The organism is Hyphomicrobium sp. LHD-15 (assembly GCF_031157355.1).
Lineage (GTDB): Bacteria > Pseudomonadota > Alphaproteobacteria > Rhizobiales > Hyphomicrobiaceae > Hyphomicrobium_C.
In genome coordinates this window covers 410455-437202 of the sequence record NZ_JAVIFT010000001.1, presented here as the reverse complement: position 1 = coordinate 437202, position 26748 = coordinate 410455, and the positions used below count along the sequence as shown (strand labels likewise).

At 64.0% G+C, this 26748-nt stretch carries 23 protein-coding genes and 1 tRNA gene; 9 read left to right on the top strand and 15 right to left on the bottom strand.

Annotated elements, in window-relative coordinates; genetic code table 11:
• The first annotated feature begins 125 nt into the window (after positions 1-125).
• Entirely contained in the window at positions 126-611 is a 486-nt protein-coding gene (locus RCO24_RS02010) for a pyridoxamine 5'-phosphate oxidase family protein (RefSeq protein WP_308959708.1), read from the top strand.
• Between the two features lie 180 nt (positions 612-791).
• On the opposite strand, the gene RCO24_RS02005 is transcribed toward RCO24_RS02010, so the two are convergent.
• Positions 792-866: transfer RNA gene (locus RCO24_RS02005), tRNA-Val, on the bottom strand.
• A 212-nt stretch (positions 867-1078) separates the two neighbouring features.
• Positions 1079-1336 (bottom strand): sulfurtransferase TusA family protein, encoded by a 258-nt coding sequence (locus RCO24_RS02000; protein WP_308959706.1) that lies wholly within the window; start codon positions 1334-1336, stop codon positions 1079-1081.
• Between the two features lie 254 nt (positions 1337-1590).
• Here RCO24_RS02000 and RCO24_RS01995 point away from each other — a divergent pair, with 254 nt between their 5' ends.
• On the top strand, positions 1591-3987 hold the full coding sequence (locus RCO24_RS01995) for an MMPL family transporter (protein WP_308959704.1): 2397 nt from the start codon (positions 1591-1593) through the stop codon (positions 3985-3987).
• Positions 3988-4010: 23 nt separating this feature from the next.
• Here RCO24_RS01995 and RCO24_RS01990 read toward each other — a convergent pair whose 3' ends face one another.
• From RCO24_RS01990 to RCO24_RS01980, 3 genes are all read right to left on the bottom strand, one after another.
• Positions 4011-4646 (bottom strand): hypothetical protein, encoded by a 636-nt coding sequence (locus RCO24_RS01990; protein WP_308959702.1) that lies wholly within the window; start codon positions 4644-4646, stop codon positions 4011-4013.
• A gap of 163 nt (positions 4647-4809) precedes the next feature.
• On the bottom strand, positions 4810-5172 hold the full coding sequence (locus tag RCO24_RS01985) for a hypothetical protein (RefSeq protein ID WP_308959701.1): 363 nt from the start codon (positions 5170-5172) through the stop codon (positions 4810-4812).
• Between the two features lie 195 nt (positions 5173-5367).
• The gene (locus RCO24_RS01980; RefSeq protein ID WP_308959699.1) at positions 5368-7515 is read right to left on the bottom strand and encodes a molybdopterin oxidoreductase family protein; all 2148 of its coding nucleotides are present in this window, start codon (positions 7513-7515) and stop codon (positions 5368-5370) included.
• 276 nt (positions 7516-7791) lie between these two features.
• Here RCO24_RS01980 and RCO24_RS01975 point away from each other — a divergent pair, with 276 nt between their 5' ends.
• On the top strand, positions 7792-8127 hold the full coding sequence (locus RCO24_RS01975) for a DUF6980 family protein (protein WP_308959698.1): 336 nt from the start codon (positions 7792-7794) through the stop codon (positions 8125-8127).
• Between the two features lie 63 nt (positions 8128-8190).
• On the opposite strand, the gene RCO24_RS01970 is transcribed toward RCO24_RS01975, so the two are convergent.
• The 4 genes from RCO24_RS01970 to epmA form a co-directional block, all read right to left on the bottom strand.
• Positions 8191-12588, bottom strand: coding sequence for a hypothetical protein (locus RCO24_RS01970; protein ID WP_308959696.1), 4398 nt, complete (start codon positions 12586-12588; stop codon positions 8191-8193).
• 120 nt (positions 12589-12708) lie between these two features.
• Complete coding sequence (locus RCO24_RS01965; RefSeq protein WP_308960875.1) at positions 12709-13767, bottom strand: lysine-2,3-aminomutase-like protein; 1059 nt, start codon at positions 13765-13767, stop codon at positions 12709-12711.
• Positions 13764-14237, bottom strand: a complete 474-nt coding sequence (locus RCO24_RS01960; RefSeq protein ID WP_308959695.1) for a GFA family protein — start codon at positions 14235-14237, stop codon at positions 13764-13766. Before RCO24_RS01960 ends, RCO24_RS01965 begins: the two co-directional genes overlap by 4 nt.
• Positions 14238-14312: 75 nt before the next feature.
• Positions 14313-15362 carry an EF-P lysine aminoacylase EpmA gene (gene epmA, locus RCO24_RS01955; protein WP_308959694.1) on the bottom strand — a complete coding sequence of 350 codons (1050 nt, stop codon included), beginning with the start codon at positions 15360-15362 and terminating at the stop codon, positions 14313-14315.
• A gap of 220 nt (positions 15363-15582) precedes the next feature.
• Between epmA and RCO24_RS01950 the strand changes: the two genes are divergently transcribed.
• Together RCO24_RS01950 and efp are read left to right on the top strand one after the other, a co-directional pair.
• On the top strand, positions 15583-16314 hold the full coding sequence (locus tag RCO24_RS01950) for a hypothetical protein (protein WP_308959693.1): 732 nt from the start codon (positions 15583-15585) through the stop codon (positions 16312-16314).
• Positions 16315-16505: 191 nt separating this feature from the next.
• Complete coding sequence (gene efp, locus RCO24_RS01945) at positions 16506-17075, top strand: elongation factor P (protein WP_308959692.1); 570 nt, start codon at positions 16506-16508, stop codon at positions 17073-17075.
• Between the two features lie 88 nt (positions 17076-17163).
• Here efp and RCO24_RS01940 read toward each other — a convergent pair whose 3' ends face one another.
• The 3 genes from RCO24_RS01940 to RCO24_RS01930 form a co-directional block, all read right to left on the bottom strand.
• Positions 17164-17454: a hypothetical protein gene (locus tag RCO24_RS01940; RefSeq protein WP_308959690.1), complete on the bottom strand. Its 291-nt coding sequence runs from the start codon at positions 17452-17454 to the stop codon at positions 17164-17166.
• 49 nt (positions 17455-17503) lie between these two features.
• A complete protein-coding gene (locus RCO24_RS01935) occupies positions 17504-17770 on the bottom strand; it encodes a hypothetical protein (RefSeq protein WP_308959689.1) in 267 nt (88 codons plus the stop codon).
• Between the two features lie 115 nt (positions 17771-17885).
• On the bottom strand, positions 17886-18506 hold the full coding sequence (locus RCO24_RS01930) for a TIGR00730 family Rossman fold protein (RefSeq protein ID WP_308959688.1): 621 nt from the start codon (positions 18504-18506) through the stop codon (positions 17886-17888).
• Positions 18507-18851: 345 nt separating this feature from the next.
• Here RCO24_RS01930 and RCO24_RS01925 point away from each other — a divergent pair, with 345 nt between their 5' ends.
• Entirely contained in the window at positions 18852-20636 is a 1785-nt protein-coding gene (locus tag RCO24_RS01925) for a LysM peptidoglycan-binding domain-containing protein (protein ID WP_308959687.1), read from the top strand.
• Positions 20637-20800: 164 nt separating this feature from the next.
• Positions 20801-22780 (top strand): ABC transporter ATP-binding protein/permease, encoded by a 1980-nt coding sequence (locus RCO24_RS01920; RefSeq protein WP_308959686.1) that lies wholly within the window; start codon positions 20801-20803, stop codon positions 22778-22780.
• A 13-nt stretch (positions 22781-22793) separates the two neighbouring features.
• On the opposite strand, the gene RCO24_RS01915 is transcribed toward RCO24_RS01920, so the two are convergent.
• Positions 22794-23246: a pseudoazurin gene (locus RCO24_RS01915; protein ID WP_308959685.1), complete on the bottom strand. Its 453-nt coding sequence runs from the start codon at positions 23244-23246 to the stop codon at positions 22794-22796.
• A gap of 127 nt (positions 23247-23373) precedes the next feature.
• Here RCO24_RS01915 and RCO24_RS01910 point away from each other — a divergent pair, with 127 nt between their 5' ends.
• Positions 23374-24135 (top strand): hypothetical protein, encoded by a 762-nt coding sequence (locus RCO24_RS01910; RefSeq protein WP_308959684.1) that lies wholly within the window; start codon positions 23374-23376, stop codon positions 24133-24135.
• 86 nt (positions 24136-24221) lie between these two features.
• Here the strand turns inward: RCO24_RS01910 and RCO24_RS01905 are convergent, their stop codons facing one another.
• On the bottom strand, positions 24222-24524 hold the full coding sequence (locus RCO24_RS01905; protein ID WP_308959682.1) for a hypothetical protein: 303 nt from the start codon (positions 24522-24524) through the stop codon (positions 24222-24224).
• Between the two features lie 83 nt (positions 24525-24607).
• Positions 24608-25522, bottom strand: a complete 915-nt coding sequence (gene serB, locus RCO24_RS01900; protein WP_308959681.1) for a phosphoserine phosphatase SerB — start codon at positions 25520-25522, stop codon at positions 24608-24610.
• A 210-nt stretch (positions 25523-25732) separates the two neighbouring features.
• Here serB and miaA point away from each other — a divergent pair, with 210 nt between their 5' ends.
• Positions 25733-26665 carry a tRNA (adenosine(37)-N6)-dimethylallyltransferase MiaA gene (miaA, locus tag RCO24_RS01895; RefSeq protein WP_308959680.1) on the top strand — a complete coding sequence of 311 codons (933 nt, stop codon included), beginning with the start codon at positions 25733-25735 and terminating at the stop codon, positions 26663-26665.
• Positions 26666-26748: the final 83 nt, after the last annotated feature.

The window sequence follows — 26748 nt, the reverse complement described above, 5'->3', positions numbered from 1 at the left end:
AAGAGCACGCCCTCTCCACCCACCCCGAGCGTCCCACGCGTTTAAGCACGCACGGAAGGGAACAAGCGCTCCAATGGGGCGTTGCAAATATCTGCGCGCTAGGTCCGATCGGGAACGGAGACGCCATGCCCACGCCGGAAGAGCTTGAACAGAAATTCTGGACCTCCATCACATCGGACATGACCGTGATGATCGGGCTAGACGGCGTCGAGGAAGGGCACATGCGGCCGATGACGGCGCTGGTGGAGGAGGGGCGGCCACCGATTTGGTTCTTCACCTCACGCGATACTGCCATCGCCTCTGTGTTGACGACATCCAAACGGGCCACGGCGTCCTTTACGTCGAAGGATCACGATCTCTTCGCAACGCTGCACGGCTCGTTGGTCGTCGACAACGATCGGGCTGTCATAGATCGCCTGTGGTCTCCTTTTGTCGCGGCTTGGTTCGAAGGCGGCAAGGACGACCCGAAGCTTGTGCTTCTGCGCTTTGATGCCGAGCGCGCCCACATTTGGGAAAACGCCACATCCTTCTTTGCCGGAATTAGACTGCTACTCGGTGCCGACCCCAAAAAGGAATATCGGGACAAGGTCGCCGAGGTCAGTCTTCGCTGAAGCGGGAAACTTGGGCGGGTCCGTGAAGGTCGCGACGAAGACGAGTAAGAACCATCCGACCCCGTTGGCCGCGACAGTCCACTTGCGGACTGGCTTCTTGTCCGCTCGGCCCAACAAACGCACCCCGCTGATGCGGAAGTCCGTTGAGCTGGAATATTATTTCAAGGTGAGTCCAGGGAATGGTGGGCGGTACTGGGATTGAACCAGTGACCCCACGCGTGTGAAGCGTGTGCTCTACCGCTGAGCTAACCGCCCGTCCGAGCCATGATCGCGGAAAATCCGAAAATCGGAAGCGAAAACAAAAGGCTCGGCGTCGCGCAGGGCTCGGAGCGCTCCCCAATCGGGTGAAGCGCCCTGGCGCCCGGCGCAGGAAGACGCCCTTATGCGAGCAGCCTCCCCGTCCTGTCAAGCCAAGCCACGCGAGGTGCGGCCAGATGGAAGGCCCCCGGTTGCCACCGCGCGCAGTGTCACGTGCCGGAGGCGTGGGCTCGCTTCTGGATCAGGAAGCGCTGAATCCCCGGTTTTGTGCTCTGGCCGATCAGGCGGTGGCCCGTCGCGAGGCAGAACGCGGCGAAATCCTCGCCCGCGGCCGGATCGCTCGCCAGAACTTCCAAAACCGCGCCATCGGCGAGCGCTTCCAAAGCTTTGCGCGCCTTGAGAACGGGAAGCGGGCATTTGAGATCGACCACATCGAGAGAGGCGGCAACGATCGGATTGTCGGCCATGAGGGTGGCGATCCTGCTGCGGGTATCGCGGTGCAAAATAGGGTGCGCGCGGCCCGGCCGCAACGGTCCCGCGGCAAGCCGCGGCGCGGATTGCCGAACCCTTGATCCGTGCAAGGCCCGATGCGACGCTTACGCCGGTCTCGGCTGCGATTCGAATGCGCCGAGGCGAACGGCCGGCGCTGACAACGACCGACAAGAAGCGCGCCGCCGGCAACCGAAAGACGGGGAGAAGCCCGGCGTTCTGCCGGCACGACATGGCCGAAAGAGACGCACCGCGAAGAACCTTCCCGTTCTCGTTCGGCCTTGATCGCATCGGGCTCTTTGCACTCGATGCCCCGTACTTCGCCGCTTTCCTTATCGCTGTGCTGACGGCACTCGCGTTGATCGGCATCTCCAACCTGCGCGTCGACGACAGCCTCTCGGAATTGTTCCGCACCGACACGGAGGAGTTCCGCAAATACGAGCAGATCGACCGGCGTTTCCCGTCGAGCGAATACGACGTGCTCGTCGTCGTCGAAGGCAAGGATCTGCTCTCCCGCGAGAAGCTCGAGATGTTCCGAAACGCGGTCGTCGAGCTGCAGCTCACCGACGGCGTCGGCGGCCTCGTCTCGATGCTGTCCGCCCGCAACATTCCGGATGCGTCCGGCTACGCTCCACCCGTTGTGCCCGATGAGCTTCCAGCCGATCCGGCTGCTTATGAGGCGGTGAAGCATGCGCTCGCAGAGAACGATATCGTTAAGGGCAAGTTCCTCTCCGACGATGGCGAGCTTGCGCTGATCGTGATTGCGCTCGACCGGGCCATGGTCGAGGAGCGCACCGCCAAAGTCGTGATCGGCGGCATCAAGGAGGTCGTAGACAAGGAACTCGCGGGCTCCGGTCTCACCGCAAAGCTCACCGGCGCGCCGGTCATGCAACTCGAGATCCGCAACGCGGTCGAGCGCGATCGGCTTGTCTACAACGGCCTCGGGTTTGTCGTCGGTTTCGCCGTCGCCTATCTCTTCTTCCGCCGCCTGTCGCTGACCCTCATCGCCGTGCTTGGCCCCACCACCGCCATTCTCTGGACGCTCGGCGTGCTCGGCGGCTTGGATTTCCGCCTCAACCTTTTCATCAACGTCATCACGCCTTTGATCCTCGTCTCCGGTTTCTCGGATTCGATGCATCTCGTGTTCGCGATCCGCCGCGATATCCTTGCCGGCATGGACCGCATCGAGGCCGCCCGCAACGCCGTGCGCGAGGTCGCGCCCGCCTGCCTGCTGACGGCGATGAACCAGGCCATTTCGATCGTCTCGTTCGCCTTCGCCGAATCCGCGCTGATCCGCACGTTCGGCTTCGCGGCCTTGCTGGCGGTTGGCATTTCCTACATGGCGGTGGCCGTCGTGGTGCCGACGTTGGCCGCCATCTTCGTACGTCGCGAACCGGCCGCGGCCGTCGATCCGCATGAGCGCGAGGAGGGTGGCGTCGGCGTGCTGCAGCGCATGAGCGAGACCGTCATGGGCTTCGTCGGCGCCCGCCCGCTGCTGTTCGTCGCGTTCGGGCTTGTGGCCGTCCTCGGCACCGGGCACGCATTCGTGAGCCTGAAGCCCATGTACCGCCTGGCTGACCAGGTGCCGGACAAGGAGCAGGCGCTCGCCGCAACCGGCAGTCTCGACCAGAAGCTGACCGGCGCCAATCCCGTTCACGTCATGATCGAATGGAAGGGCCCCAAATCTGATGCCGCTTCCACCGGCGCTGCGCCCATCGCGCTCTATGACGCCGCTACGCTTTCGGTCATCGCGGAGGCGCACGATATCCTCGAGAAGGAAGCAGGTCTTGGCAACGTCTGGTCGCTCGAAAGCCTGCGCCGCTGGCTTGAGACCGCGGGCGACGCCAGCATCGAGACCGTCCAGAAATATGTGAAGCTCCTGCCTGAGCATTTGGTCCGCCGCTTCATCACGGCCGACGAGACCGCCGTGCTGGTCACCGCGCGTCTGCCCGATATTGACTCGAGCGAGATCCTGCCCGTCGTTGAGAAGATCGACAAAGCCCTGGAGCCTGTACGCAAGCGGCACCCCGGCTACGAGATCTCGGTCACGGGGTTACCCGCCATCGCCGCCCGCAACTCCGCGACGCTCATTCACGAGCTGACGTGGGGGCTCGTCGGCGATATCTTCCTGGTATTCATTTTCCTCGGCATCGCGCTGCGGTCGCTGCTTGTCGGCGTGTCGAGCATTCTTCCGTCTCTGTTCCCGATCTTCACGACGGGTGCGCTGCTTTACTACTCCGGTCAGGGCCTGCAGTTCGCCTCGATCGTGGCCATCACGGTCGCGTTCTCGCTGGCGATCGATTCCACGATCCACTTCCTGAACAGGTTTCGGTTGGAAGAGGACCGGATCGGACCGGGCGCCAGCAGTGCGCGCGAGGCGCTCGCCAGTACCGCGCACCACATCGGCCCCGCTGTGGTTCTGACCACCATCGTGCTGACGCTGGGCCTCGGCGTGACGATGCTGTCGGATCTACCGTCGCTGCGCCTCTTCGGTCAGCTCGCATCCGCGTGCTTGTTCGCGTCGCTGATCGGCCAGCTCATCATCCTGCCGGCCACCGTCTCGCTCTACCGGCTCTATTTCCCGCTGAAGGCGTCAACGGCACGGTCGTCCGCTGAGAGCACGGCCTGAAGGCATCCGGCGATAGCCGCAGCTCACCAATCCTCGCGCCACAGCGGATAGGCCATGGCGCCGCGCGGAATGGTGATCTTGCCTTCCCGACCGATCTCGCCGCTGCCGCCGAGTTCAGCCGCGAGCTTGTTCGCGATGTCGACCTTGAGCCCCGCGCTCGCCGCCTGGCTGTATTTGATCTGATATTCGAAACGCCCCACCGCCTGGCGCACGATCTGGAACTGGAAGCGGCCCTCGTCGCCTTTCGGGTTCGCCGCGCCGAGGCAGCGTTTGCGGAGCTGAGCGAGCTTGTCTTCGGTGTATTCGTAGATCGTGCCGGTGAACGTCAGCGTGACGTCCTCGACATAGCTGCCCTTGAAGTTGGCGTTGAGCAGGTTCGCCCAGCCCGCCGACAACCCGAACGACTTCTGGTCGCGCACGGCGAATGCGGCGCTGTCCAGGTTCTCTTCGATGCCGTCCTTGTCGAACGGGGCCCGGCAGCGCACCACGTTGAGCTTGAGGAGCTTTTCGCCGGTTCGCTGGAATGTCCGCTTGTCGAAATGCCCGCGCGCAATCGTCCCCGGCGTATACGACGCGAGGGGAGGGCTCATGCGATAGACGTTGAGATTGTCGGAGATGGCATCCGCATGCGCGGACCCCGAAAGGGTCCAGAACGACAAAAAGAGGGCGCAAGCGCCCCGCCGCGCAACACGCATAACGATTACCCCGCAGAACTTTGAAACTCGTGGCGGGATCATAGTCGGCTGATCCCGCCACGAGCAATCGGCAGCTAACGGATTTAGACGCTGTGTGCCACGCCGGCCACGACCGGCGAAAGCGGACCTACTGGGCCGCCTTCCAGAGCAGCGTATCCGTGTAGATTTCCAAGAGGTTGGCCTTGCAGTAGTCGACATCCGCATCGAAGTAGGTGCCGTCGACGAAGCGGATCTGGGTGCGCACGGTGCACTTGCCTTCGTCGGTTTCGAAGTCGAGCTCGACGTTGTCGCCCGGTTCGATGCGGTTCTCGATCCAGTTCTCGCTCCACTCGCCTTCTTCCTGCGTGCGGAACTCGATGACGGGAGAGTTGCCTTTGTTCACAACGTCGAACTTCCAGCTCTTGCCGTCACCGGCGGAGGCTGGAGCGAACGCGGCGAGGGTGGTGGTGACGCCGAGAAGAAGCGCGGCAAGTCGGGCCGGGCGGATCATGAGGATTGCTCCGTAATAAGCTTATATTTACGGCGCGTTCTCTATCACGAGTCGGAAAACGTCCGGATCAAGCTCGGAAACTTACGTGCGTCAGTGTCCGGAGTATCACAGATCGGAGCGTATTGCGGATGCGAAAAAGGAAAGGGGCCGCGCGATGCACGGCCCCAATATCGCGCGTAAGTCATTGTCCGCGTTTCAGTTCACGCGGCTGACCTCGACCAGATTGTCCGAGAAGGTCGGTGCGCGGCCGAGACCGGACCATGCGCTGGATGAGATACTGTTGACCGATCCGTCCGAGCGGTTGAGCGAGCGCCAGTAGCCGAGCGTCGCCACCACGATACCCGGGTTGACGTCGTCGGTGACGCGCGCGACGCCTTCGAACGACCCGCGCGCGTTTGCGACGCGCACCGGATCGCCCTCGCGGATGTTGCGGGTTTCCGCGTCCGCTTTGTTGATCATCACGAACTGCTCGCCCTGGCTCCGGATCTTATGTGGCTCGTTGGCATAGCAGGAGTTGAGGAACCCGTGGCTCTTCGGCGAGATGATGTTGAGCGGATACGACTTCGCCAGCTCGGGATTGGTCTCCGGGCTTTCGCGCACGGGCACGTAGCCCGGTAGCGGATCGATGGGAGAGCCGTCTTGCTCGCCTTCGTACATGGCGCGGAACGGACCCGCGACGAAGTTCTTGTGATCGGGCAGCAGGAACTCGACCTTGCCGGATGGCGTCGGGAATTTGCCTTCGGCGTGCGGCGCGCGCGTGTCCTTCGAGCCGACATCAATCCTGTAGAAGCCGTGCTGCTTGAAATACTCCATGTCGATGCCGCCCATCTTCGGGTCATCCCAATTGATGTAGGCAGCGCACAGCTCGCTATCGGTCATTTTGAAGACCGGATCATCGAATCCCATCTCTGCTGCCAGCAGTCGCCAGAGCTCGCTCGTCGGCTTGCATTCGCCGGGCGGATCGACGGCCTTCTGATTGTAGGTGAAGTAGAAGGTACCCCAAGACCACATCATGTCCTCGGCTTCGCCGGCCATGGCGGAAGGAAGGATGATGTCGGCATATTTCGCGGTGTCGGTAATGAAGTGCTCGGCCACCACCGTGAAAAGATCCTCGCGCTGCAGGCCTTCGACGATCTTGTTGGTTTCCGGCGATTGGCTGACCGGATTGGTGCAAAACACGAACAGGCTCATGATCGGCGGATCGAGCTTCATCTCGCCGGTGAGCGCCTCGCCGAGCCGGAGATTGTTGACCACGCGCGTACCGGGCTTGATGAAGTCGGGGCGTGCGGCCTTGACCCAGTCGACCGGGAAGTCCCACAGCGGAAGCTGCAGCATACCGCCGCCAACGTGGCGCCAGGAGCCGGCGACAGCTGGGATCGCGTAGACGGCGCGAGCCGCCTGTGCGCCGCCCGCCGAACGCTCGATGGCAACCCCGATGCGAATGGCGGAGGGCTGCGAGGTCGCAAACTCACGCGCGAAGCGAGCGATGTCCTCGGCTTTCACGCCTGTGATCTTCTCGGCCTCTTCGAGCGGGAACTCCGCCGCGCGCTCCTTGAGCTCCGGCCAGCCCAGCGTGTGCTGGTCGACGTAATCCTGATCGACGAGACCCTGCTCAGCCATGGAATTGATGACGGCGAGTGCGAGTGCGCCATCGGTGCCGGGCTTCGGACAGATGTGCCAGTCGGCGGCCTTCGCCGTGCGAGACTTGAAGGCGTCTACGACGACAACCTTGGCGCCGCGCTTCTGCGCTTCGAGCACGAACGGCCAATGATGAAGGTTGGTGGAGATCGTGTTGCACGCCCAGATGACGATGTACTTGCAGTGGACGAAGCTCTCGGGATCGACACCGCCGGTCGGTCCGTGCGTCAGAAGCCATGCCGTCGACGAGCCCGAGGTGCAGTAGGTCTTTTCGTTGACCGTCGAGCCGAGCCTATTGAAGAACGGATCGCCGGAGTTGATCCCCTGCACGAGTCCCATGTTTCCGAGATAGCTCTGAGGCATGATTGCCTGGCTGCCGTAGGTCGCGATGATCTCGCGCCAGCGTTTGCCGATTTCCGCGATGGCCTCGTCCCAGGTGATACGCTCGAAATTGTTGCCGCCGTTGGGGCCTGTTCCCTTGGCGCCGACGCGGCGCAGCGGATACATCAACCGGTCTGGGTTGTGATGGTGATCGTGAAAGTCCTTGAGCTTCACGCAGAGGCCGCCGCGTGTGAACGGATGGTCCTTCTTGCCGCGCACCTCCACGAGCTTGCCGTCGCGCACGTGATAGTCCATGCCGCAGGTATCGGGGCAGTCGTGCGGGCAGGCACCGTGAAATATGCTGGGCTTGTTGTGCTCGTTCATAGGGTGCGTTCCTCCATCGCGGTCTTTTCTGGATCCGGTCGTTTGAACCCCTCTTCCGGAGGGCGCCGGTCTCTGCTTTTGTGCTGCGACACTCTGACATTGCTCAGGGGAACCATCAACAGGGCAGGAAGCGATCGGGCATATTGCCCGGCCATCGCTAAGGATCTGATGGGGATAATCATTTTTCGCAGATCGTGCTTTTGTCCGGTCTTCGAAATAGCCGTTTGGATATAGCGAATGCCGTCCGACGTGTTTCAAGGGAGCCGCGTCATTTGGATGCCGGTCGAAGAAGCCTGGGCCCCTCCGAGCGAAGCGGCGGTTTTCTGCTGCGCCGAGATGAAAAGCCGTCTCGCCTTCACCTGCGAGCAGCACGCCGATCCGTTCGAGTGCCCGGACAATCTCGTCGTCTACAGTGAGAAGTTCGACGAGTTCGGGCTGATCGTGCACGATGGCGGGCCGTCCTATATCCTGATCGGCTTCTGTCCCTGGTGCGGCACGCGTTTGCCCGAGAGCCAGCGCGATCGCTGGTTCGACGAGGTCGAGGCCAAGGGCTTCACCGACGACAACCTGCCGCCCGAATATCGCACCGGCGCTTGGCGCCGCGTCCGCTGAACGGGCACATGAAAAAGGCCGGCAGAATACCGGCCTTTTTTGCTCTTCATCGCGGCGCCCGCGCTAACGAATATCCGGCACCGGTTTGGGCTTCGACGGCTCCCGGACCTTGACCGGCGTGTTCGTGTCGAGCTTCGGCGTCGTGGTCTTAGGCGGGGTGCTTACCTTGCGCGGCACGCATTGGCCCTTGTCGTTGCGGATCTCGCCCTTCGCGCACGGAACGACAACCTTCACACACCGCGGTGGCTTGCCGACTGTCCCAGGTGGGCACTTGGGCTTTTCGATCGGCTTGCAGTTGGGCGGCTTGCCGGTCGTGCCCGGCGGGCACAGCATCGGTCGGCAGTTCGGCGGCGTTCCAATCTGGCCCAGCGGGCATTTCGGTTTGTCGACGGGCTTGCAGTTGGGAGGCGTTCCCGTCGTGCCGGATGGGCACGGCTTCGGCACGCACCTGGGCGGCTTCCCAGTCATGCCCGGCGGACATGCGATCGGGCGGCAGTCGGGCCATTTGCCGGTGTAGCCGTCGTCGCACACTTTCGGTTTGCAGGCGGGCGGCTTTCCAAACGTTCCGGGCGGGCACACGTCAGGCTTCTCGGGGACGCAACGTTCGTTGCGATCGCGATCATAGCCTGCATCGCAAACGCACCGGCCGTTGGAAGTACGATGCTCGTTGGGGCCTGGGACGCATCCGGCGATATCCGGCATGCAGCGTCCGTCGCGATTGCGCGAGAACCCGTCACGGCACACGCACCGTCCATTGCCGTCGCGTACCTCGTTCGGACCCGGCTCGCACAGCGGCAGCGTGGGCGGCAGAGGCACGACGCCGATGATCACGCAGCGGCCGTCCCGGCGCGAGAATCCGGATTTGCAGACGCACGCACCCGATGCCGTTCGATATTCGTCCGGACCGGGCGTGCAAACCGGCGTCGGCGTGGGGCCTTCCGGCTCGGACGTGGGTTCTGCGATGACGATCGGCACGCAGCGGCCCTTGCGGTCGCGGGCATGGCCGTCGGCACACGCGCAGGCGCCTGAGACGGTCCGGGCTTCTCCGGGCGCGGGCGCTTCGCACGTGGGCTTGGCGTCGCAATCGGGTGATGGGATCGGCGAGAACGCAGTGGCACTGTCATCGGCGCCGCTCTGGTTCCAGCGCGTGTTTGCGGGCGGGAAGATCATCGTCGCGCGGTTGCTGACGACGCAACGCCCGCCGTTCTTCGCGAACTTCGCCGTGACCGCCATCGAGACGCTCTCTCCCTTGGCCAGGTCGAGCGGCGCGTGCGAGCAGGTCCAATTTGCGCCGGCTCCGCCGCAATCCCAATCCGCCGGAAACTTCACGTCGACCGGTACCGCGTCGAACGTGTCGGTGACGTCGATGCGGCCCTTGAACGGATCGGGTCCGGTGTTGGTGATCGTGACCGTGTAGCCGCAGCGGAAGTTGCTGCCATCCGCCACGCACGGACCGTCGGCGACTTTCGTCGTGCGAAGATTGGTCGGATCACAGAGCACGAGTTCGAGCGGTCCGCCTTCGTCGAAGCGGATCCAGGCCGCATCCGCCGTGGCGAGCGCGGAGTCGTCCGCCACCTTGAAGTTGGCAGGCGTTCCACCGGCCGGTGCCGTGATCGAGACATGGTTCGGTGCCCAGCACTTTGCGGCTTCGAGCGGCGCGCGTTCGAGATCGATCGCAACCGGGATCGTGAGGCTCGCCGCTGGCGCAATGACAGGCGGCGCGGCCGTGGTGCACGTGTAGAGAGGCGGCCCGCCGATGCACGACCACGGCGCTGCAATCGAAGCGAGCGCGCTGTTCGCCGGCACGGTTTCCGTGAACGTGATCGGCGCGATGGAGGGCGATGGCCCCGTGTTCGCAAGCGTGATGTCGTAGTGGCAGCGTACGTGATCCGCGCCCTGTTTGTGGCATTCGAGCGGGGATTTTCCGATCTGCAAGTTGGCGAGCGGCGGCGGTGCGCCGACCGGAACCCACGCGCACGAAACGGCGGCGGGGTCGACGCCGGGGCCTGGCGGCAAAGCCGGTGGGGGCTGGCCGGGCGCCGAAGCCGAGAAGCAGTTCTGGCCCCAATAGTTAGGCGGCAGCGGCGGCATCGTCGCCGTGATCGAGAAGCTTTTTGTTTCGCCCGCCGCGAGGATGAGCGGCGCGGTGCACGAAAACGGCAACGCCGCAGGATCGGGTGCGCAGCCGAGCGCTGGAACGATCGCCGTGATCGGGGCCGCGATCGGAGCGCCGACGCCATCGAGGAACAGGCTGTCGGAGAGCAGCACGTCGCTTGCGAACGGCAGCGTGCCGCTGTTGGTGACGGAAAGTTCGAACGTGCAGGCGGCACCCGGCAGACACGAAGCTGGTGCCTTCTTCTTGACGACGATCTGCGTCTGGCTGTCGACGCAGGCAACGCCGCTCCACGGCAGCGCCAGCGAGGCGCAGTTGCGGAAGCCGGTGTTGCCGGACGCGACCAGCGGGCCGGTATTGACGAACACTTTGACCGAGCGCGATTGCCCCGGCAGCAGCGCCGTGAACGGCAGCGCGCATCCGAACGTCGCCGACGGCGTCGGCGAGCACATCCAGTCCGCGCCGTCCGGCGTCGCGCTCGTGATCAGCACGGCCGCGCCCTTGTCAGGCCCTGCGAGCACGGTCGAGGCGTCGGTGAAGCCGACGTCTCCCGTCAGCGTCCAGCCCACGTTGGTGACAGTAATCGTGCACGGGATGACGCCGCCGAGCGGTCCCGGATGGCAGACCTTGGCGATGTGAATGCCGGGCGGCAGATGATCGGGATCGACGACGATCACCGGCGGACGCTCGGGCACGGCAGAAGCCGGGGCGGACGCAACCTCCGCTTCGCACGGCGCATGGATCGCGAGCGCGCCAACTTGCCCGTGCCGGTCGCGGCTGCCGTTGCCCACTGGAACAAACCAGCTTTTCTCTGGCGGCGCGAGGTCGCTTTCATAAAGGCCGAAATCGCCCTGCAGCGCCTCGCTGCCTGTCCGTGCGCGCGACGCGGACGCAGCCTGCGCGGCCGACGTATCGGCACCTTGGAGACCATCGACAAGGCGGCCTTGCGGATCGGCGCGCAAGCCTTCGCCAGTAGTCCAGAGCGTCGCCCGGCAGCGGCCAAATTCGGCACGCCCCGCCTCGTCATATCCATACGAGAGGGCCGCGCCGCCGTTGGTGGCGCGATGCGGCGAAGGCATGCCGACGGCATATTCGTCAGGCGTCGCGTTCCAGGCCTGGTCTGCTTTCTCGCGCGTGAAACGGTAAACGACCGACGTTCTCGGCCGAGCCAGCGCCGCATAGTCGTAGCTGCCAACGACATCGCCGCGCTGGGTGAGGAACACCCGGCTCGGTCCGTCGAATGCGATAGCCGTAACCGGATTGTTGTCGGGCGTGCCCTTGACGTCGATCTCGAGCTTGACGTCGTTGCCGATGCTGCCGTCGGCGGCGAGGCCGACCGACCACAGAGATGGACCTTCCGCCACCGCATAATAAAGGCGGCCGCCTTCGATCGTGAGCGCCGTCACACGGCGTTTCTTGTCGGCATAGCCCCACGTTGCCGGATCTTCGACGTTGAACGCCGGATCGTGAATGCTCATCCGCGCCTTCGGATCGTCGAGCACCTGCGGCAGCATCAGTGCGCCGCGCCCGGTGAGGCCATGATCGAACACGCCGAGATCGCGGCCGGTGAGGTCGATCCTGTGGATCAACCCGGTCTCAAGGCTCGCGGCGAACAACAGGCGTGAAACCGGATCGAACGCGAGCGCCCCGAGGCCTGGCCCCGCGTTCTCGTCCACGCCGCTGACCACCGTCGCGAACGGCGTGATCTTTCCGCTCGTCCCGTCGATCTTCCAGATCGTGCCCGGCCCGCCGCCGAGATCGAGACCGAACTGCCCCGGCGCCCATTGTGCACCGGGCGCGCCGCGCACGAGACGCATCAGCTTGCCGTCGGCTGCAGGCTTGACGATCTGCAACCCGAACAGCGACGAGGCAGCCGCATAGATATCGGGCGCAACGCCCGGCGCCGGCTCCGCGATCACGACGCCGAACACTTGGCCGATGTCGCGCGCCGGAACGGCAAGCTTGGCCGGCAGGTCGACGAACTGTCCGTGGGGGCTACCGCCGAGATTGGTGAGGTCGAGGACGCGCAGCACCGCGCCCGCCGGATCGATCAGCGTCCGATCCTGCGGATGATCACCAGGCACGCTGCTCGTCGATTGCGACGTTCCGGAGAATGCCGTCACGACGCCCGTGCCCTGCGTAATCAGCGGCATCTCCGCCGCATGCGCCGAGCTGTTGAGCGCGATCGAGATCAGCGTCCAGGCGATGAAGACGAAACATGCCGCGACGAGCAGCCGGTCCAGCTTACGACGGCGTGCGTGCCGGGATGTTTGGGATGCGTGCGAAGAGGGTTTGGCGTGTTCGTCAAAATGACAGTCGTCGTGATGCCCGCAGGATGTGCTGGTCATCGCTCGTCTCCATGGACGCACGGGCTTGCCCGCGGCAAACCTCGCGCATGAGTCTATCAGACCATGAGGAGACCATGAATGCGCACGCGGGGCTGTTCCGCGCGGAATAGGGGAGGGACGTTATTTGGGTGCGCACGCGCCGTCGATGCGATGCACAACGCCGGACGGATCGTGGACGATCGCGGGGTCGTCACCGTCGAGATAGTCGGGGCCAACCGGCACCTTGCCGAAGCCGCCTGGAATATCGAGCACGTATGTGGGCATCGCGAGCCCGGAAAGCCGCTGACGCAGCGCACGCATGATCGCCTGTCCTTCGGCAACGCTGGTGCGGAAATGCGCCGTCCCCGGCGCGAGGTCGCCATGATGGAGATAGTAGGGCTTCACGCGGGCTTCGACGAACGCGCGCATCAGCGCTTCGAGCGTATCCGCGTCGTCGTTGACGCCCTTGAGCAGCACTGTCTGGCTGACGAGCGGAACGCCTGCCTCGACGAGCCGCGCGACGGCGTCGCGCGCGGCGCCCGTCAATTCGCGCGGATGATTGGCATGCAGCGCGACATAAACAGTCTTCTTCGAGCTACGCAGCGCCGTGACGAGCTCGGCCGTGACGCGCTCCGGCGCCACCACCGGCACTCGCGTATGCCAGCGGATGATCTTGACGTGCGCGATGTCCGACAGCGCGGCCGTCACCGCCTCGATGCGGCGCGGCGACAGAATGAACGGATCGCCGCCGGTGAGGATCACCTCCCAGATCTCGGGATGCGCGCGAATATAGGCGAGCGCCGTTTCGATCTCGTCCTGTGAGAGGTTGGCTTCGGCGGCGGGGCCAACCATCTCGCGCCGGAAACAGAAGCGGCAGTAGACCGGGCACACGCCGACGATCTTGAGCAGCACACGATCCGGATAGCGATGCACGATGCCTTTCACCGGGCTATGCGCGTGATCTCCGATCGGATCGGCGCGCTCTTCCGGCGAGGTGTCGAGTTCGCGGATATCAGGCACGAACTGCCGCGCGATCGGATCGGCGGCATCCTTGCTGGAGATCAGCTCGGCGACCGCAGGCGTCACCGCGATGGCGTAGCGCTCGCTCACGCGCGTGAGCGCATCTTCATCGCCCGGAGCGGCAAGCCCGGCGTCGACGAGATCCGTTGCGGTGCGAAGCGTTTGGCGCAGGCGCGTCATTTCGGTGGCCACACATCTGTATCGTGATCGGGATGCTGGCTCGTCTTGAGTTTCGCGAGATCCTCCGCGGTTCTGTCGTCGGAAGTCGAGTGAGACGGCAGCGAGGGCAGCCGATCGAACCAGGAGAGCTTGCTTTCGATGCCGACTTGCTCCGTGGGTGGCGCAGCTTCCGGATTATCGAGCGTTCCGATCGCGATGTCGTAGTAGTCGAACCCGTCTTCCAGCATGTAGAGCGGCGTTCCGCAGCGGGAGCAAAACCCGCGTGCAACAACCGGTGACGAGCGAAATTCATCCGGCTTTGCGCGGGTCCAAGTCATATTGGCGAGCGGGACTGTGACCAGTGGCGCGCCCCAGGAGCCGAACGCCTTCTGACACATCCGGCAATGGCAGATCCCCGCCCGACCCAGCGGACCTTCGACGCGGAAGCGCACCGCGCCGCATTGGCATCCGCCGGTATGAATTTCGCTCATCGTTGTGTCCCGCGTCGTCAGAAGAGAGGCACGTGTTCCCCCCCTTGTGGGGGAGGGCCCGGAGGTGAAGGTCGATTACTTGCTCCCTTCGCCGAGCGGTGTCCAGATCACCTGATCGACACTGCTGGCTCCGGTTGCCAGCATCACGAGCCGATCGAAGCCGAGCGCACACCCCGAGGCGGCCGGCATCTGCGCCAATGCCGCCAGGAAATCCTCGTCGATCGGATAGCGCTCGCCGTAGAGGCGGGCCTTCTCGTCCATTTCGTGGATGAGACGCCGCCGCTGCTCGTCGGCGTCGCCAAGTTCGCCGAAGCCGTTGGCGAGTTCCACGCCCGCAACATAAAGCTCGAACCGCTCGGCCACTTCAGGGCGGCCTGGCACCGGGCGCGCGAGTGCGGCTTCGGGCGCCGGGTACTCTGCAAGAATGGTTGGTCTCGGAGAACCGAGATGCGGCTCGATCTTTTCGAGAAGCACGCGCGAGAACAAATCCGACCAGGTGTCGTCGGCGGCGGTACGGATGCCGGCAGCTTGCACACGCGAAGCCAACGCGTCGCGATCGCCATGACCCGCCGCACACGTGTCGAGTAAGGGAAAGCCGGCATACTTTCGAAACGCCTCGTCGAGCGTGATGCGGTCGAGCCCGCGCCCGATGTCCGCCTCGCGTCCCCGAAACGACCATGCGTGGCGCTGAGTAACGTCCGCAGCAATTCCAAGCAGCGCTTCGCAGTCGTCCCACAGCGTCGTGTACGGCGCGCCGGCCCGATACCATTCGAGCATCGTGAACTCGGGCGAATGCAAGGCCCCGCGTTCCCGGTTCCGATAGACCGGCGCGAACGCGAAGATTCTTTCCTCGCCGGCGGCAAGCAGCTTCTTCATCGCGAATTCCGGCGACGTGTGCAGGTAGAGCCGCTGCCGATCGAGCGCGGTGCCGACCAGTTCGGTCGCGAAGGCATGAAGGTGCGTTTCGTTGCCGGGAGACACCTGCAGCGCGGCCGGATCGACCTCGACGAAACCCTGCGCTTCGAACCACGCGCGGATGCGAGCCTTGATGCGATTGCGCAGCATGAGGCCTGCCCGGCGATCCCGGTGGCGCTCTGGGTCCCACCAGGGTGAGGGAGAAGGCATCGGTGCAACGATCCTCGAAGCAGAAGGGGCAGACGGCGCGGGCACCATATCGAGCCCACGAAGGCCTGCTCAAGCGTTTCCGACAGACATGCGAAAGGTTGAAGCATGTGAACGGCGGCCCCGATGCACTTGCCGCCGTTCCGGCGCCCGATTAACTTTACCGCGGCCGGGGCGGGACCGGCTATGTACGATTGGGCGCGCCGGCAACCAGGGGGATAGCATGACCGCGATCGAAGCCGACTCGAGGACGCTTGATGCGCCGACATTATGGGCAGCGGCCTTCACCCTCCTGTTTGCCGTTGGCGCCGGCGTCGGACTGAGCGCGCTTCCACAGGAAGGCAGTCTGGGCGGCGCATTGGATGCCCTCAAGAACCTCATCTATGTGCTCACTGTTCCGGTTTTCGATCTGTCGCGCCGGACGTTTTCGCGGCGCAAGACCAGTCCATTGGATGCGGCAGCGGGCGGGGCGAGCCCGAATCTGCTCGGCACCGCATTCGTGACCGCGTTGGTGTTGTTCGTGCTCATCGAGCTGGTGAGCTGGCTGACCGGCTTCGCCATGGGCGGCACCTGCGTCACCCTCGGCCACACGCCGCAAAGCGGCAATTTCGGCCAATGCCTGACGCTCGGCATCGGCGTGTTCGGAACCTTCCTGGTGGCGCCGATCATGATTGCACTGGGTATCAGCGCGGGCTGGATCTGGAAGGGGACCCTGCATTCGGGGTTCTGGATCACCCTGCTCATCTTTGCGGCAGTGGTCGCGGTGTTGTTTGCGCTCGATTTTTTCATATTGCTGCAACAGCCGGCCGGCGCCGCCCAGGCTGTCCAGGATAATTTCAACGCCATCGGCCCGGTGCGACAGGTTGGCCTGCAGGTCGCCATTCTGACGACCAGCGTTCTTTTGGGCTATGGCGCGCGCCGCCTCTGGCACGGTATCGCACGCCTATTTGGCTAGCCCGGGGCGGCTCCCGTTAAGGCCGATCGCCGCCTGTTTGAGCGGGCGAAGCATCGGCGCTTGGCCTCTGGGCCGATCCAGAGTATGAGACGCCCATATTTCCTGCCCTGCACGGACGTACGGCGAACAGCCCCAATAGGCTGCTGCCCTGTTTTGTCGTCGGGCGCGACCTGAATTCTTGGGAGAAGACCGTGGTCAAAGTGATCGCAAGCTCGATTCGCAAAGGTAATGTCCTTGATCTCGAGGGCAAGCTTGCCGTCGTCATCTCGGCCGAGAACATCCATCCGGGCAAAGGCACACCCGTCACCCATCTCGAACTGCGCCGCATCGCCGATGGCGTGAAGGTGACGGAGCGCTATCGCACGACCGATCAGGTCGAGCGTGCCTACCTCGAGGAGAAGGACTACAATTATCTCTACGAGGACGACATGGGCTTCAACTTCATGCAGCCCGAAACCTTCGACCAGATTCCGGTTTCGAAAGACGTCCTCGGTGATCAGGCCGTCTGGCTGCAGGAAGGCATGACCTGCAGCATTTCGCTGTTCGAGGGCAATCCGATCGCGATCGAGCTCCCCGCACGCGTGGTGTTCGAGATCGTCGAAGCCGACCCCGTGGTCAAAGGTCAGACTGCCTCGTCGTCCTACAAGCCTGCCAAGCTCTCGAACGGTGCACGCATCATGGTGCCGCCCCACATCGGAACCGGCACGCGCGTCGTTGTCATGACCGCCGATGGCTCTTACGTCGAGCGCGCCAAGGACTGACCTTCGCGCCGCTCTCGCGGGACGCGGAAGACATACGAAAAAGGCGCTCGCGAATGCGGCGCCTTTTTTTGTTTCGCAGAAAGCTTTTTCAAAATAGCCCGGGCGGACCGGCGAACGGGCCCCACGGGCTGTTCGGATAGGCGAGATTTCGCTCGCGCTTGTGCGCTTTGTTCGCCGTATGCCGGCGCCGGTTGCGATCCGCGTCATAGGATCTGCTGACCCGATCATGCAGGTCGGACGGAGCGCCATCATAGCTGTGGGTTGCGCCCGGCTTATCGGCGCGCCCTGCGTGGGCAGGGGCCGCGTGGGTCGCGAGCAGCGCGACGGCAGCCAGGAACGTGGTCGTCAGCAAGGAAGCAGGCTTTATCGCATAGGGCACGGGCGTCACCTTTTCGGTTCAAGGCCCGCCTCGGACACTTGGCGTCCGATCAGGCCCGGATGCGACCATCCACGTCGTCGCCGTCCCAATCGTCGTCGTCGTCCTCAGGAGCGCGGGCATCTTCGTCACTCCCGTCGCCGTCCGGATCTTCGAGATCCGCGGAGCCCCCGTCGTCATTGTAGCCGTCGCCGCCGTATTCGTCTTCAAAAGCGACAATAAGATCGTCGGGCGATGTGCTCGGTAGATCGAACGCCTGTGATCCGGCGAATGGCGTCGCCACGATCAGCAGGGCGGAGAGGAGAGCGAAATACGGCATCGACACCTCCAACTTAGACGCAACTGGTCCAAGGATGGTTCCCAATTGGGGCCAAGGGAAGGTATCGGTGGGAGAGAGTTGACGCCCGGCCGTTTGGTCGCACCCGCAAGCGACATTAAAATTTGATCAGCGTGGAAGGTTTCGGTTGTCCCTCGCTCTCCGCGAATAGCGCCTTTACGCGCGGAACGATCTGATGGGCATCGTCCACGACGCCGAACCGGACTTCGAGGCCGGGGCGGATGAAGGCTTCCTGGCGCATATGTTCGAGAAGCTTGAGGAACGGGGTCCAGAAGCCGGCGATATTGGCAAGCACGATCGGCTTGCGGTGCTGGCCGAGCTGCGACCAGGTCAGCTGCTCCACAAGCTCTTCCAGCGTGCCGATGCCGCCTGGAAGCGCAATGAACGCGTCGGATTTCTCGTACATCAGCCGCTTACGCTGGTGCATATCCTGAGTGACGACGAGGTCGGTCACGTCTTCGAGCATGTGCTCGCGCGCCGTCAGGAACTCCGGAATGATGCCGGTGACCTTGCCGCCGCCGGCAAGAGCCGCGCGCGCGACTTCGCCCATGAGTCCGAGGCCGCCGCCGCCATAAACCAGCGCGACGCCGCTTTCCGCGAGGGCTCGCCCCAGGATGCGCGCGGTTTCGGCATAGACCGGGTCTTGCCCGACCCCTGATCCGCAATAGACGCAGACGCTTTTCAGCGGGCGAACGGCCTCGAGAATGCCTCCGTTCACGGGGCTATCGGTTGGTTTTGTTCGGCTTTTGCCGGGAGGCTTCGGGGAGGTCTCGGCCGTATCGGAGGGGTGTTTCAAATCATTTCCTTAATATGGGTCGGATAGGGAACTAGGACGTGGTCTTCCACAATTAGATGGCGTCCCGGTGACCGTCTGCCAATGGGAGCCGGTTTGAGGAAGTGCGGCATGGCAGGCACAACTCGCGGCCAACCCTTTAAGAAAGACCAGAGTTTCATTGGTCCTTGAGGCCCGGAATGCCTTATTCTCGGCGGAGCGGGGTGGGGTAAAATCACAGCGTCCGGTGTTTTGGGCCGGGTTACAGTTCTGCGTGGGTGGGGTTTCAGAGTGAGCGTTTTGAGGCAAAAAAGACAAGCCGCAGCGACGGCAGCGCTGTGCGCGGCTTCGCTCCTGATCACGGCAGGCTCGATACCGGCATTTGCGGCCGGGAACGATCAGCCCGCCACACCCGACGTCCAGGCGGCGCCCGCAAATCAAACCCATCCTCTCCCGGCCGTGACGGATTGGCTGGAAAGGGCCGCCCGCAGCTATCGATCCGACATCGCCGACAAGCTCTCTGTCCCGCGCGAAACGGTGCCAGGGGCGGAGCAACCTGCGGACGCTTCGTCGGAAGGCGTTTGGAAAGCGCTGGAGATCTCCGCACGTGCGGCGCTGAACTATACCGCGTTCTGGATCGATCGCGCCTATCGGGCCGCAGGCATCGAGCCGCAGAATGCCAAGTCTTATGCTCTCTTGGCCCCCACGAGTGGCGACCAAGCGGCGCTCGACGCAAAGGCTTTCGTAGAGGCCCGCCAGAAGGCGGAAGCGGAATGGAAGGAAGCCGTTGAGCGGGCCAATGCGGCCGCAGCGGCAGCCGCGCGCGAAGCGAAGCGCGCCGGCGCGACCGGCGGCGACAGCCCGGCCGAGGCGGAGCGCAAACGCGCCGTGGCCCGCAAGGCCGAACTCGAGAAGATCAAGCAGGAACTCGATCGCAAGATCGCCGAGGGGCTCGCCAAGCTCGAAGCCCTCGACAACGCCACTAAGGCGCGGAAAGCGGAAGAAGCCCGGAAAGACCCGGCTAAAGCGCAGGCTGACGACGCGGCCCGCAAAGCGGAAGAGGCGCGCAAGGAGACGGAGGCGAAGCGGCGGGCGGCTGCAGAGGAGGCCGAGCGGGTTGCGGTTGCCCGCGCCGAGGAAGCCCGCAAGGTTGCCGAAGCGGAGGTTGCGCGCAAAGCGGAAGCGGAACGGAAGGCTGCCGAGGAGAAGCGGTTGGCTGAAGCCAAGGCCGCCGAAGAGAAGCGCATCGCGGCAGTCGAAGCTGAACGGGTTGAGAAGGCCCGCGCCGAAGAAGCCCGAAAGGCAGCAGAGGCGGAGGCCGCGCGCAAGGCGGAAGCGGAGCGGAAGGCTGCCGAGGAGAAGCGGTTGGCTGAAGCCAAGGCCGCTGAAGAGAAGCGCATCGCGGTAGCCGAAGCTGAACGGGTCGAGAAGGCCCGCGCCGAAGAAGCCCGCAAGGCAGCTGAAGCCAAAGCAGCCGAGACCAAGCGCTTTGCCGAGGCGCGAGCCACGGACGCGACCCGTCTCGTCGAGGCCGCTGCTGCGGCGCGCAAAAAGGCAGAGGCGGAACGCAAAGCCGCAGCTGAAAAATACCAGGCGGAGATCAAGGCGGCCGAACAACAGCGCGTCGCTGCCGCCGCCCCGCCTGCAACCGAAGCTGCTCCGAATGCAGCGAAGGCCAAGCCGACTGCGCCTGAGCCGGTGCCGAGCTCCGCCGCAGAGATAGCGCCTCCCGCACAGCAAAAAGCCCGCGTTGCCGAGGTGAGCCCGGCCGATGCCACGCCGCGCGCCCGTCCGCAACGAAACCGCATCGAGCTCCGGGCGAACCAGGCGAGCAACAAAGCCGCGATACGTCAGGCGCGTCGCGAGGCTGCCGCGCACCGCAAGGACAAATGGAAAAAGCAGCGCGCGCGCGGGTATCGCGTTCACGTCGTCAAGCGGGGAGAGACGCTTTGGAGCATCTCTCGGCGCGTCCTGAAAGACGGTGCCCGCTACACGGAAATCTGGAACGCCAACCCGAAAAAGCTCCGCAACCCGAACCGGATCTATCCCGGCCAGCGTCTCCGCGTCCCGCGCTAACGCGCTTAGAGACGGGCGAGGAAACGGCGGACCAACCCCGCATGGCGCCTCGCCGGCTGGCCACGCACGATCAAAAAGGCTAAGTCTCCGCCCTTCGTTTACACCGGCTCTCTTATCCGCCGGGTGATCGGAACCGGTGCCGCGTGCGTATTGCCGAAAGCAACATGAGACCAAACACCATCGCGACCTCCTCATCGAGCCGCAGCGAGCGGCCCAATCTGCTCGGCCTGAAGGCCGACGCCAGCCATTGGACAGTGCTGAAGAGCCTGCTGCCGTATATCTGGCCGGCGGGGCGGAGGGACTTGCGCATCGAAGTGGCGGGCGCCTTCGTGGTCCTCGTGCTCGCAAAGATCATCACGGTCGCGGTGCCGGTGGCCTTCAAGGCGGCGACCGACTGGCTCGCCTCCGATCTCGGCAAGCCCGAGGTGGTGGCCACCAAGGGGCTTGCGCTCGGCGTCGCCATGCTGATCGTGGCTTACGGCGTGGGCCGTGTTCTCATGATGGTGCTGAACCAGGTGCGCGACGTGCTGTTCACGCGCGTCGGCCAGCACGCCATTCGCGAGTTGAACAACAGGACGTTCCGGCACCTGCACAAGCTCTCGCTGCGCTTTCATCTCGAACGGCGCACGGGCGGCCTTTCGCGCGTGATCGAGCGCGGCACGCGCGGCATCGATCTCATCGTGCGCATGGGCGTGATGCAGCTTGCCCCGACGGTTATCGAACTCGTGCTCGTCGCGGGGCTCCTGGTCTTCTACTTCAACTGGACCTACGTGCTGATCCTCGTCGCCACCATCGTGCTCTACATGTGGTTCACGTTCTCGGCGTCGGAGCGGCGCATCGCCATCCGGCGCGAGATGAACGAGAGTGATACCGAGGCGAACACCAAGGCCATCGACAGCCTTTTGAACTACGAGACCGTGAAGTACTTCGGCAACGAGGAGGCGGAAGCCCGACGGTTCGATGTCTCGATGGCCCGCTATGAGCGCGCCGCCGTCAAGACCTACTATTCGCTCGGCGTCCTCAACTCCGGACAGGCCGCGATCTTCACGCTCGGCATGACCCTCGTGATGTGGCTCGCCGCCCGCGGCGTGATCGCCGGTACGCACACAGTGGGCGATTTCGTGCTGATCAACGCTGTCATGATCCAGCTCTACATCCCGCTCAATTTCATGGGCATGGTCTATCGCGAGATCAAGCAGGGGCTCGTCGATCTCGAGACGATGTTCGCGCTTCTGGGTGAAGCCCCCGAAGTCGAGGACAAGCCCGGCGCCAAGCCGCTCGAGGTCCGCGAAGGCACCGTGCGCTTCGAGAACGTATCGTTCGGCTACGACCCGGATCGCCGCATCCTGCACGACGTCTCCTTCGAGGTGCCGGCCGGCAAGATGGTGGCGATCGTCGGCCCGTCGGGCGCGGGCAAGTCGACGATCTCGCGCATCCTGTTCCGCTTCTACGACATCGAGCAAGGCCGCGTGACGATCGACGGCCAGGATATTCGCGATGTCACGCAGCAGTCATTGCGGCGCGCGATCGGCGTGGTGCCGCAGGATACCGTGCTGTTCAACGACACCATCCTCTACAACATTCGCTACGGCCGCCCGGATGCCACCGACGCCGAGGTGCACGAGGCGGCGCACCTCGCCCAGATCGACGGCTTCATCGCCGCGCTCCCGCAGGGTTATGCGACGATGGTGGGCGAGCGGGGTCTCAAGCTGTCCGGCGGCGAGAAGCAGCGTGTCGCCATCGCGCGGACGCTTCTGAAAAGCCCGCCGATCCTGATGCTGGACGAGGCCACGAGCGCGCTCGACAGCCACACCGAGAAGGAAATCCAGGACGCCATCGATCGCGTGGCCGCCAACCGCACGACGCTGGTGATCGCCCACCGCCTTTCGACGATCGTGCATGCCGACAACATCATCGTGCTCGAAAAGGGCCGCCTCGTCGAGCAGGGCACGCACGCGGAGTTGATCGAAAAGGGCGGGCTTTACGCAAGCCTGTGGAACCGCCAGCGCCAGGCCGAGAAGGCGCGCGAGGAATTGGCGGCAGCGCTGGAGCAGGGTTCGGGCGCCTCGCCCTCCGGCGAACAAAAAAAGCTGCCCGAGACGGTGTCCCGGGCAGCTGCGTTCGATGAACCCTCGTCGTTCTGACGAAGCCCGGCTTTTACTTGCCGACCTGCTCCTTGAGTTCCAGGTAGCGCTTCTCGGCCGTGCCGGCGGGCTTGTAGCTCTCGAGCTGATCCTTGTTAGGAAGCTCGTCGCCGGCGACGATGAGCGCGATCATGCCCATCGGATAGTGCGGCTTGCACTTGATGCCGTAGACGCCCGGCTTCTCGATCTTGAGGACGACCTCTTTGTTGAGTTCGCCGACGAACTCGCCGCCGCCTTCCGGCCAGATCGCGGGGATCGCTTCGGCGTTGTGCCCCTTGTTCGTCGGCACGAACTTGATGGTGTCGCCGACCTTCGCCTTGATGAAGTCCGGCTCGAACAGCATGAACTTGCCCTTGCCGTTGTTGTTGAGCATCTTGACTTCGATTTCGTCGGCCGAGGCCGCGCCTGCGAACGAGCCAGCCAGCACCATCGAAACGGCAGCAATCAAACCGAAACGTGTCGTCATTGTTTCCTACCTGTAAGGGTTTCTTTCAAAACTTGATGGAATAAGTATACAAAAGGCGAAAGTCTGTCAAACCCCTCCGAAGCCGGAATTTTCGATCGGGATGCCGCGGCGATTGGCGGGCCACGCCATGAAGCGATGGCGGCGCAACGCGTCGCAAGCCGGGAATGACGCGTTAATCTCGCCGCTGTACTCTCCCGAGGTTCAGGTGCGGGATGAGTGGGCGATGGAGGAACGCTTCATCGATAAAGTCGTGGAAGCTTGGCAGCAGACGAAACTCCGTCTGCGGCGTGCGCCGGTTCATGTCTGGCGAGCGCTGAGGGCGCTTTGGGGTGTGATCAGCCCGCCGCTCGGTTTCGCGCTGCAGGTCCTTCTGGCGCTCATTCTGATATTCGAAGAATGGGGCTGGCGGCCACTGGCTGCAGCACTTGCCTGGTTGGCGCGCTTCAGGCTGTGGGCGCGGGTGGAGCTTTTCATCGCCGGCTTGCCGCCCTATGGCGCGCTGCTCGCTTTGGCGCTGCCGACATCGGTTCTGTTTCCGCTGAAGCTGCTCTCCATCTATCTCTTGAGCCATGGGCAGATCTTTGCCGCCGGCTTGCTGTTCGTCGGCGCGAAGATCGCATCGACTGCGCTCATTGCGCGCCTTCTCCTGCTCACGAAGCCGGCCCTGATGCGGATCCCGTGGTTTGCGGCGATCTACAACTGGTTCATGCCGTGGAAGGAAGCGCTGTTCGAAAAGATCCGCCAATCCTGGGCGTGGCGTTATGGCCGCATGATCAAGACGCGTATCCGCCTCGAGACCAAGCAGGCCTGGATGCGGGTGAAGCCCAGCCTCGATCAGCTGGCCCTGCGCATGCGCCTCGCGCTCCGCCGCGTGCTCGGACGAGCCTGAGCGACGCCGCCCAGGGCCTCGACCCCTGCGTCTGCATGGGCAGCGCGCAGGGGAGGGGCCCGGATAAGAACGCTTGTCGTTCTGGGTTAGCTGTTGCCGGGATGATCGTGCATGGCCTTCCCGGAGAGACTCTCATCTTGAGGTTTTGCCGTCGGGTTGGCCGTGGTTCCACCATGGTTGCCCGGATGCCTGCGCATCTCCTGGCCCGAAAGGCTCGTCTCGTCGGGCCGGCCCGGGAAGCCGGTGATCTTAGACCGCCCGGTCACGCCGGGATGGTCCGCCATCGCCTTCCCCGACAGGCTGTTCGTATCGATATTTGCGGGCGTGTAGGCGTGAGTGGCAGACACCGACGCAATCAGAAGCGCGGCCGCGAGAATGGTCTTGCGCATGGGGCTCTCCTTTTTCTGTACGCATCACATCGTGCGTAACTGATGTACGGAGAGCGATGCCGCGGGTTTCAGACCAAGCGCCGTTAGCTCGCGAAGCTGTCTCGCGCATACCCCTGCAGAGAGAGCAGCGCCGTGAGATCTCCGTGTGTCACGACGGCGCCGTTCGGAAGAGCGCGCGCGTGAGCGGCCAGGATCGGTTTGGCGCGGAAGGCGACGCCGAGGCCGGCGGCCGCCAGCATCAGAGTGTCGTTGGATCCATCGCCCACTGCGATGGTATCGGAGGCATCGAACCCGTACTCGGAAGCTAGCCGCGCGAGCGCATCGGCCTTGCCTTGCGGTCCGACGATCGGCTCGCGGACGCGGCCGGTGAGCTTTCCGTTCTCGATTTCGAGCACGTTCGCGACCACCGCATCGAATCCGAGCTGCGCGCCGATCCGTTCCGCGAAAATCGTGAAGCCGCCCGAGATGAGCGCACACTTGCCGCCATGCGCGCGCATCGTGCGCACCAGTGTCTCCGCGCCGGGCATCAGCGTTACGCGATCGAGAAGAGGGTTCAGCTGGTCGGCTGCGAGACCTTCGAACAGTGCGACGCGACGAACCAGCGAGGCGGCAAAATCGAGTTCACCCCGCATTGCCGCTTTTGTAATCGCGGAAATCTCTTCGTGTCGCCCGACGAGCGTTGCCAGCTCGTCGATCAACTCTTGCTCGATGATCGTGCTCTCCATGTCGGCACAGAGCAGCCGCTTGCGCCGGGAGCCCGCGTCGGAGATTACGTTGATATCGACAGGCGCCGGCCCGATTGCGCGCCTCACGGTGTCGAGGAGCGCGGCGAGTGGCGCCGGTCCCGTCGAGGGGAGATCGGCTTCCCAGGCTTCGCCCATCGCAAGCCACCGCGCACCGAGCGCGCGTGGGTCCAAACGATCGATCACAGCCCGTACAAGGTCGTCAGTCAGGTCACCGAGCTTGGCGGTGAGGACGAGTGTGTGTGAAGCGGACATGAAGGCTGACCTTGGTGCGGGGCCACGAGCGGACGCGCAATTACAGTTCAAAGTGAGGCGATCAGGCTCAAGAGCATTTTCCGACGAAGCCTGTCCCGGACATGATCCGGGATGGACGCCAGTTCGTCGCAAGAAAATGCGCCAAAGCAGAAAGCTAGTGCGTTTGCCGATCCGATGGAATCGGATCGGCAAACGCACTAGAACGACGGGATGACGAACACCGCCGCCATTCTGATCGCAGGGCCGACGGCCTCCGGCAAGTCCGCCTTTGCGCTTCGACTCGCGGAGGCTGTCGGCGGCACGATCATCAACGCTGACGCAATGCAGGTTTATCGCGAGCTTCGCGTGCTGACTGCGCGTCCGAGCGTCTCGGACGAAAGTCGCGTACCGCACCGGCTCTATGGCCACGTACCCGGCCGCGAAGCCTATTCGGCCGCCCGTTACGCGGCCGAGGCTGCTCAGGCCATCGGCGAGACGCAACGAGAAGGACGGGTTCCGATCGTCGTCGGCGGCACCGGGCTCTACTTCAAGGCGCTGACCGAAGGGCTGTCGCCCATCCCCCAAATCCCACCTGACATTCGGATGAGATGGCGCCAGGCGGCGGTGGAGCAGGGAGCGGCAGTTCTGCACGCTGTCCTCCAGGAGCGCGATCCGGTGATGGCGGCGCGCTTGAGACCCACCGATCCGCAGCGGATCGTCCGCGCCCTCGAGGTGCAGGAGGCGACCGGCCGCTCTCTGGCGGAATGGCAGGAGATCCCCGGCGAGCCGTTCGTGCGCGTCGAGGAGAGCCGCGCCTTCGTCGTCGCGCCGTCCCGGGAGGAGATGCGGGCGCGGATCGATGCGCGTTTCGACGACATGCTGGCGCAAGGTGCGCTCGACGAGGTGCGCGCGCTGATGCAACTCGAGATCGGCGACGATCTTCCGGTTATGCGGGCGCTCGGCGTAAAGCCGCTCCGCGATCTGCTGGGGGGTGGGACCGGTTTGGAAGAGGCCGCGGAACGCTCCAAGGCAGAGACTCGCCAGTACGCGAAAAGGCAGGTGACTTGGCTTAAAAGTAATATGATTTCGTGGAGATGGATAAATACGCAAGAAACGAAAAGTTTCGAGCGAGAAATATGCGATTTTATTAATTCGAAAGCTTGACCTGCCAGGGTGCCGCCATTAGGTTCCCGCTCGAAATCTGGGATGTCCGGCGGCCACGCCGCTGGCGTGCATCCCGCGGCGGG

Excerpts from the sequence above, each read along its gene's own strand:
- RCO24_RS02010 (WP_308959708.1), top strand. The coding sequence starts at position 126 with ATGCCCACGCCGGAAGAGCTTGAACAGAAATTCTGGACCTCCATCACA.
- RCO24_RS02000 (WP_308959706.1), bottom strand. The coding sequence starts at position 1,336 with ATGGCCGACAATCCGATCGTTGCCGCCTCTCTCGATGTGGTCGATCTC.
- RCO24_RS01995 (WP_308959704.1), top strand. The coding sequence starts at position 1,591 with ATGGCCGAAAGAGACGCACCGCGAAGAACCTTCCCGTTCTCGTTCGGC.
- RCO24_RS01985 (WP_308959701.1), bottom strand. The coding sequence starts at position 5,172 with ATGATCCGCCCGGCCCGACTTGCCGCGCTTCTTCTCGGCGTCACCACC.
- RCO24_RS01980 (WP_308959699.1), bottom strand. The coding sequence starts at position 7,515 with ATGAACGAGCACAACAAGCCCAGCATATTTCACGGTGCCTGCCCGCAC.
- RCO24_RS01975 (WP_308959698.1), top strand. The coding sequence starts at position 7,792 with ATGCCGGTCGAAGAAGCCTGGGCCCCTCCGAGCGAAGCGGCGGTTTTC.
- RCO24_RS01970 (WP_308959696.1), bottom strand. The coding sequence starts at position 12,588 with ATGACCAGCACATCCTGCGGGCATCACGACGACTGTCATTTTGACGAA.
- RCO24_RS01965 (WP_308960875.1), bottom strand. The coding sequence starts at position 13,767 with ATGACGCGCCTGCGCCAAACGCTTCGCACCGCAACGGATCTCGTCGAC.
- RCO24_RS01960 (WP_308959695.1), bottom strand. The coding sequence starts at position 14,237 with ATGAGCGAAATTCATACCGGCGGATGCCAATGCGGCGCGGTGCGCTTC.
- epmA (WP_308959694.1), bottom strand. The coding sequence starts at position 15,362 with ATGCCTTCTCCCTCACCCTGGTGGGACCCAGAGCGCCACCGGGATCGC.
- RCO24_RS01950 (WP_308959693.1), top strand. The coding sequence starts at position 15,583 with ATGACCGCGATCGAAGCCGACTCGAGGACGCTTGATGCGCCGACATTA.
- RCO24_RS01935 (WP_308959689.1), bottom strand. The coding sequence starts at position 17,770 with ATGCCGTATTTCGCTCTCCTCTCCGCCCTGCTGATCGTGGCGACGCCA.
- RCO24_RS01920 (WP_308959686.1), top strand. The coding sequence starts at position 20,801 with ATGAGACCAAACACCATCGCGACCTCCTCATCGAGCCGCAGCGAGCGG.
- RCO24_RS01915 (WP_308959685.1), bottom strand. The coding sequence starts at position 23,246 with ATGACGACACGTTTCGGTTTGATTGCTGCCGTTTCGATGGTGCTGGCT.
- RCO24_RS01910 (WP_308959684.1), top strand. The coding sequence starts at position 23,374 with ATGAAGCGATGGCGGCGCAACGCGTCGCAAGCCGGGAATGACGCGTTA.
- RCO24_RS01905 (WP_308959682.1), bottom strand. The coding sequence starts at position 24,524 with ATGCGCAAGACCATTCTCGCGGCCGCGCTTCTGATTGCGTCGGTGTCT.
- serB (WP_308959681.1), bottom strand. The coding sequence starts at position 25,522 with ATGTCCGCTTCACACACACTCGTCCTCACCGCCAAGCTCGGTGACCTG.
- miaA (WP_308959680.1), top strand. The coding sequence starts at position 25,733 with ATGACGAACACCGCCGCCATTCTGATCGCAGGGCCGACGGCCTCCGGC.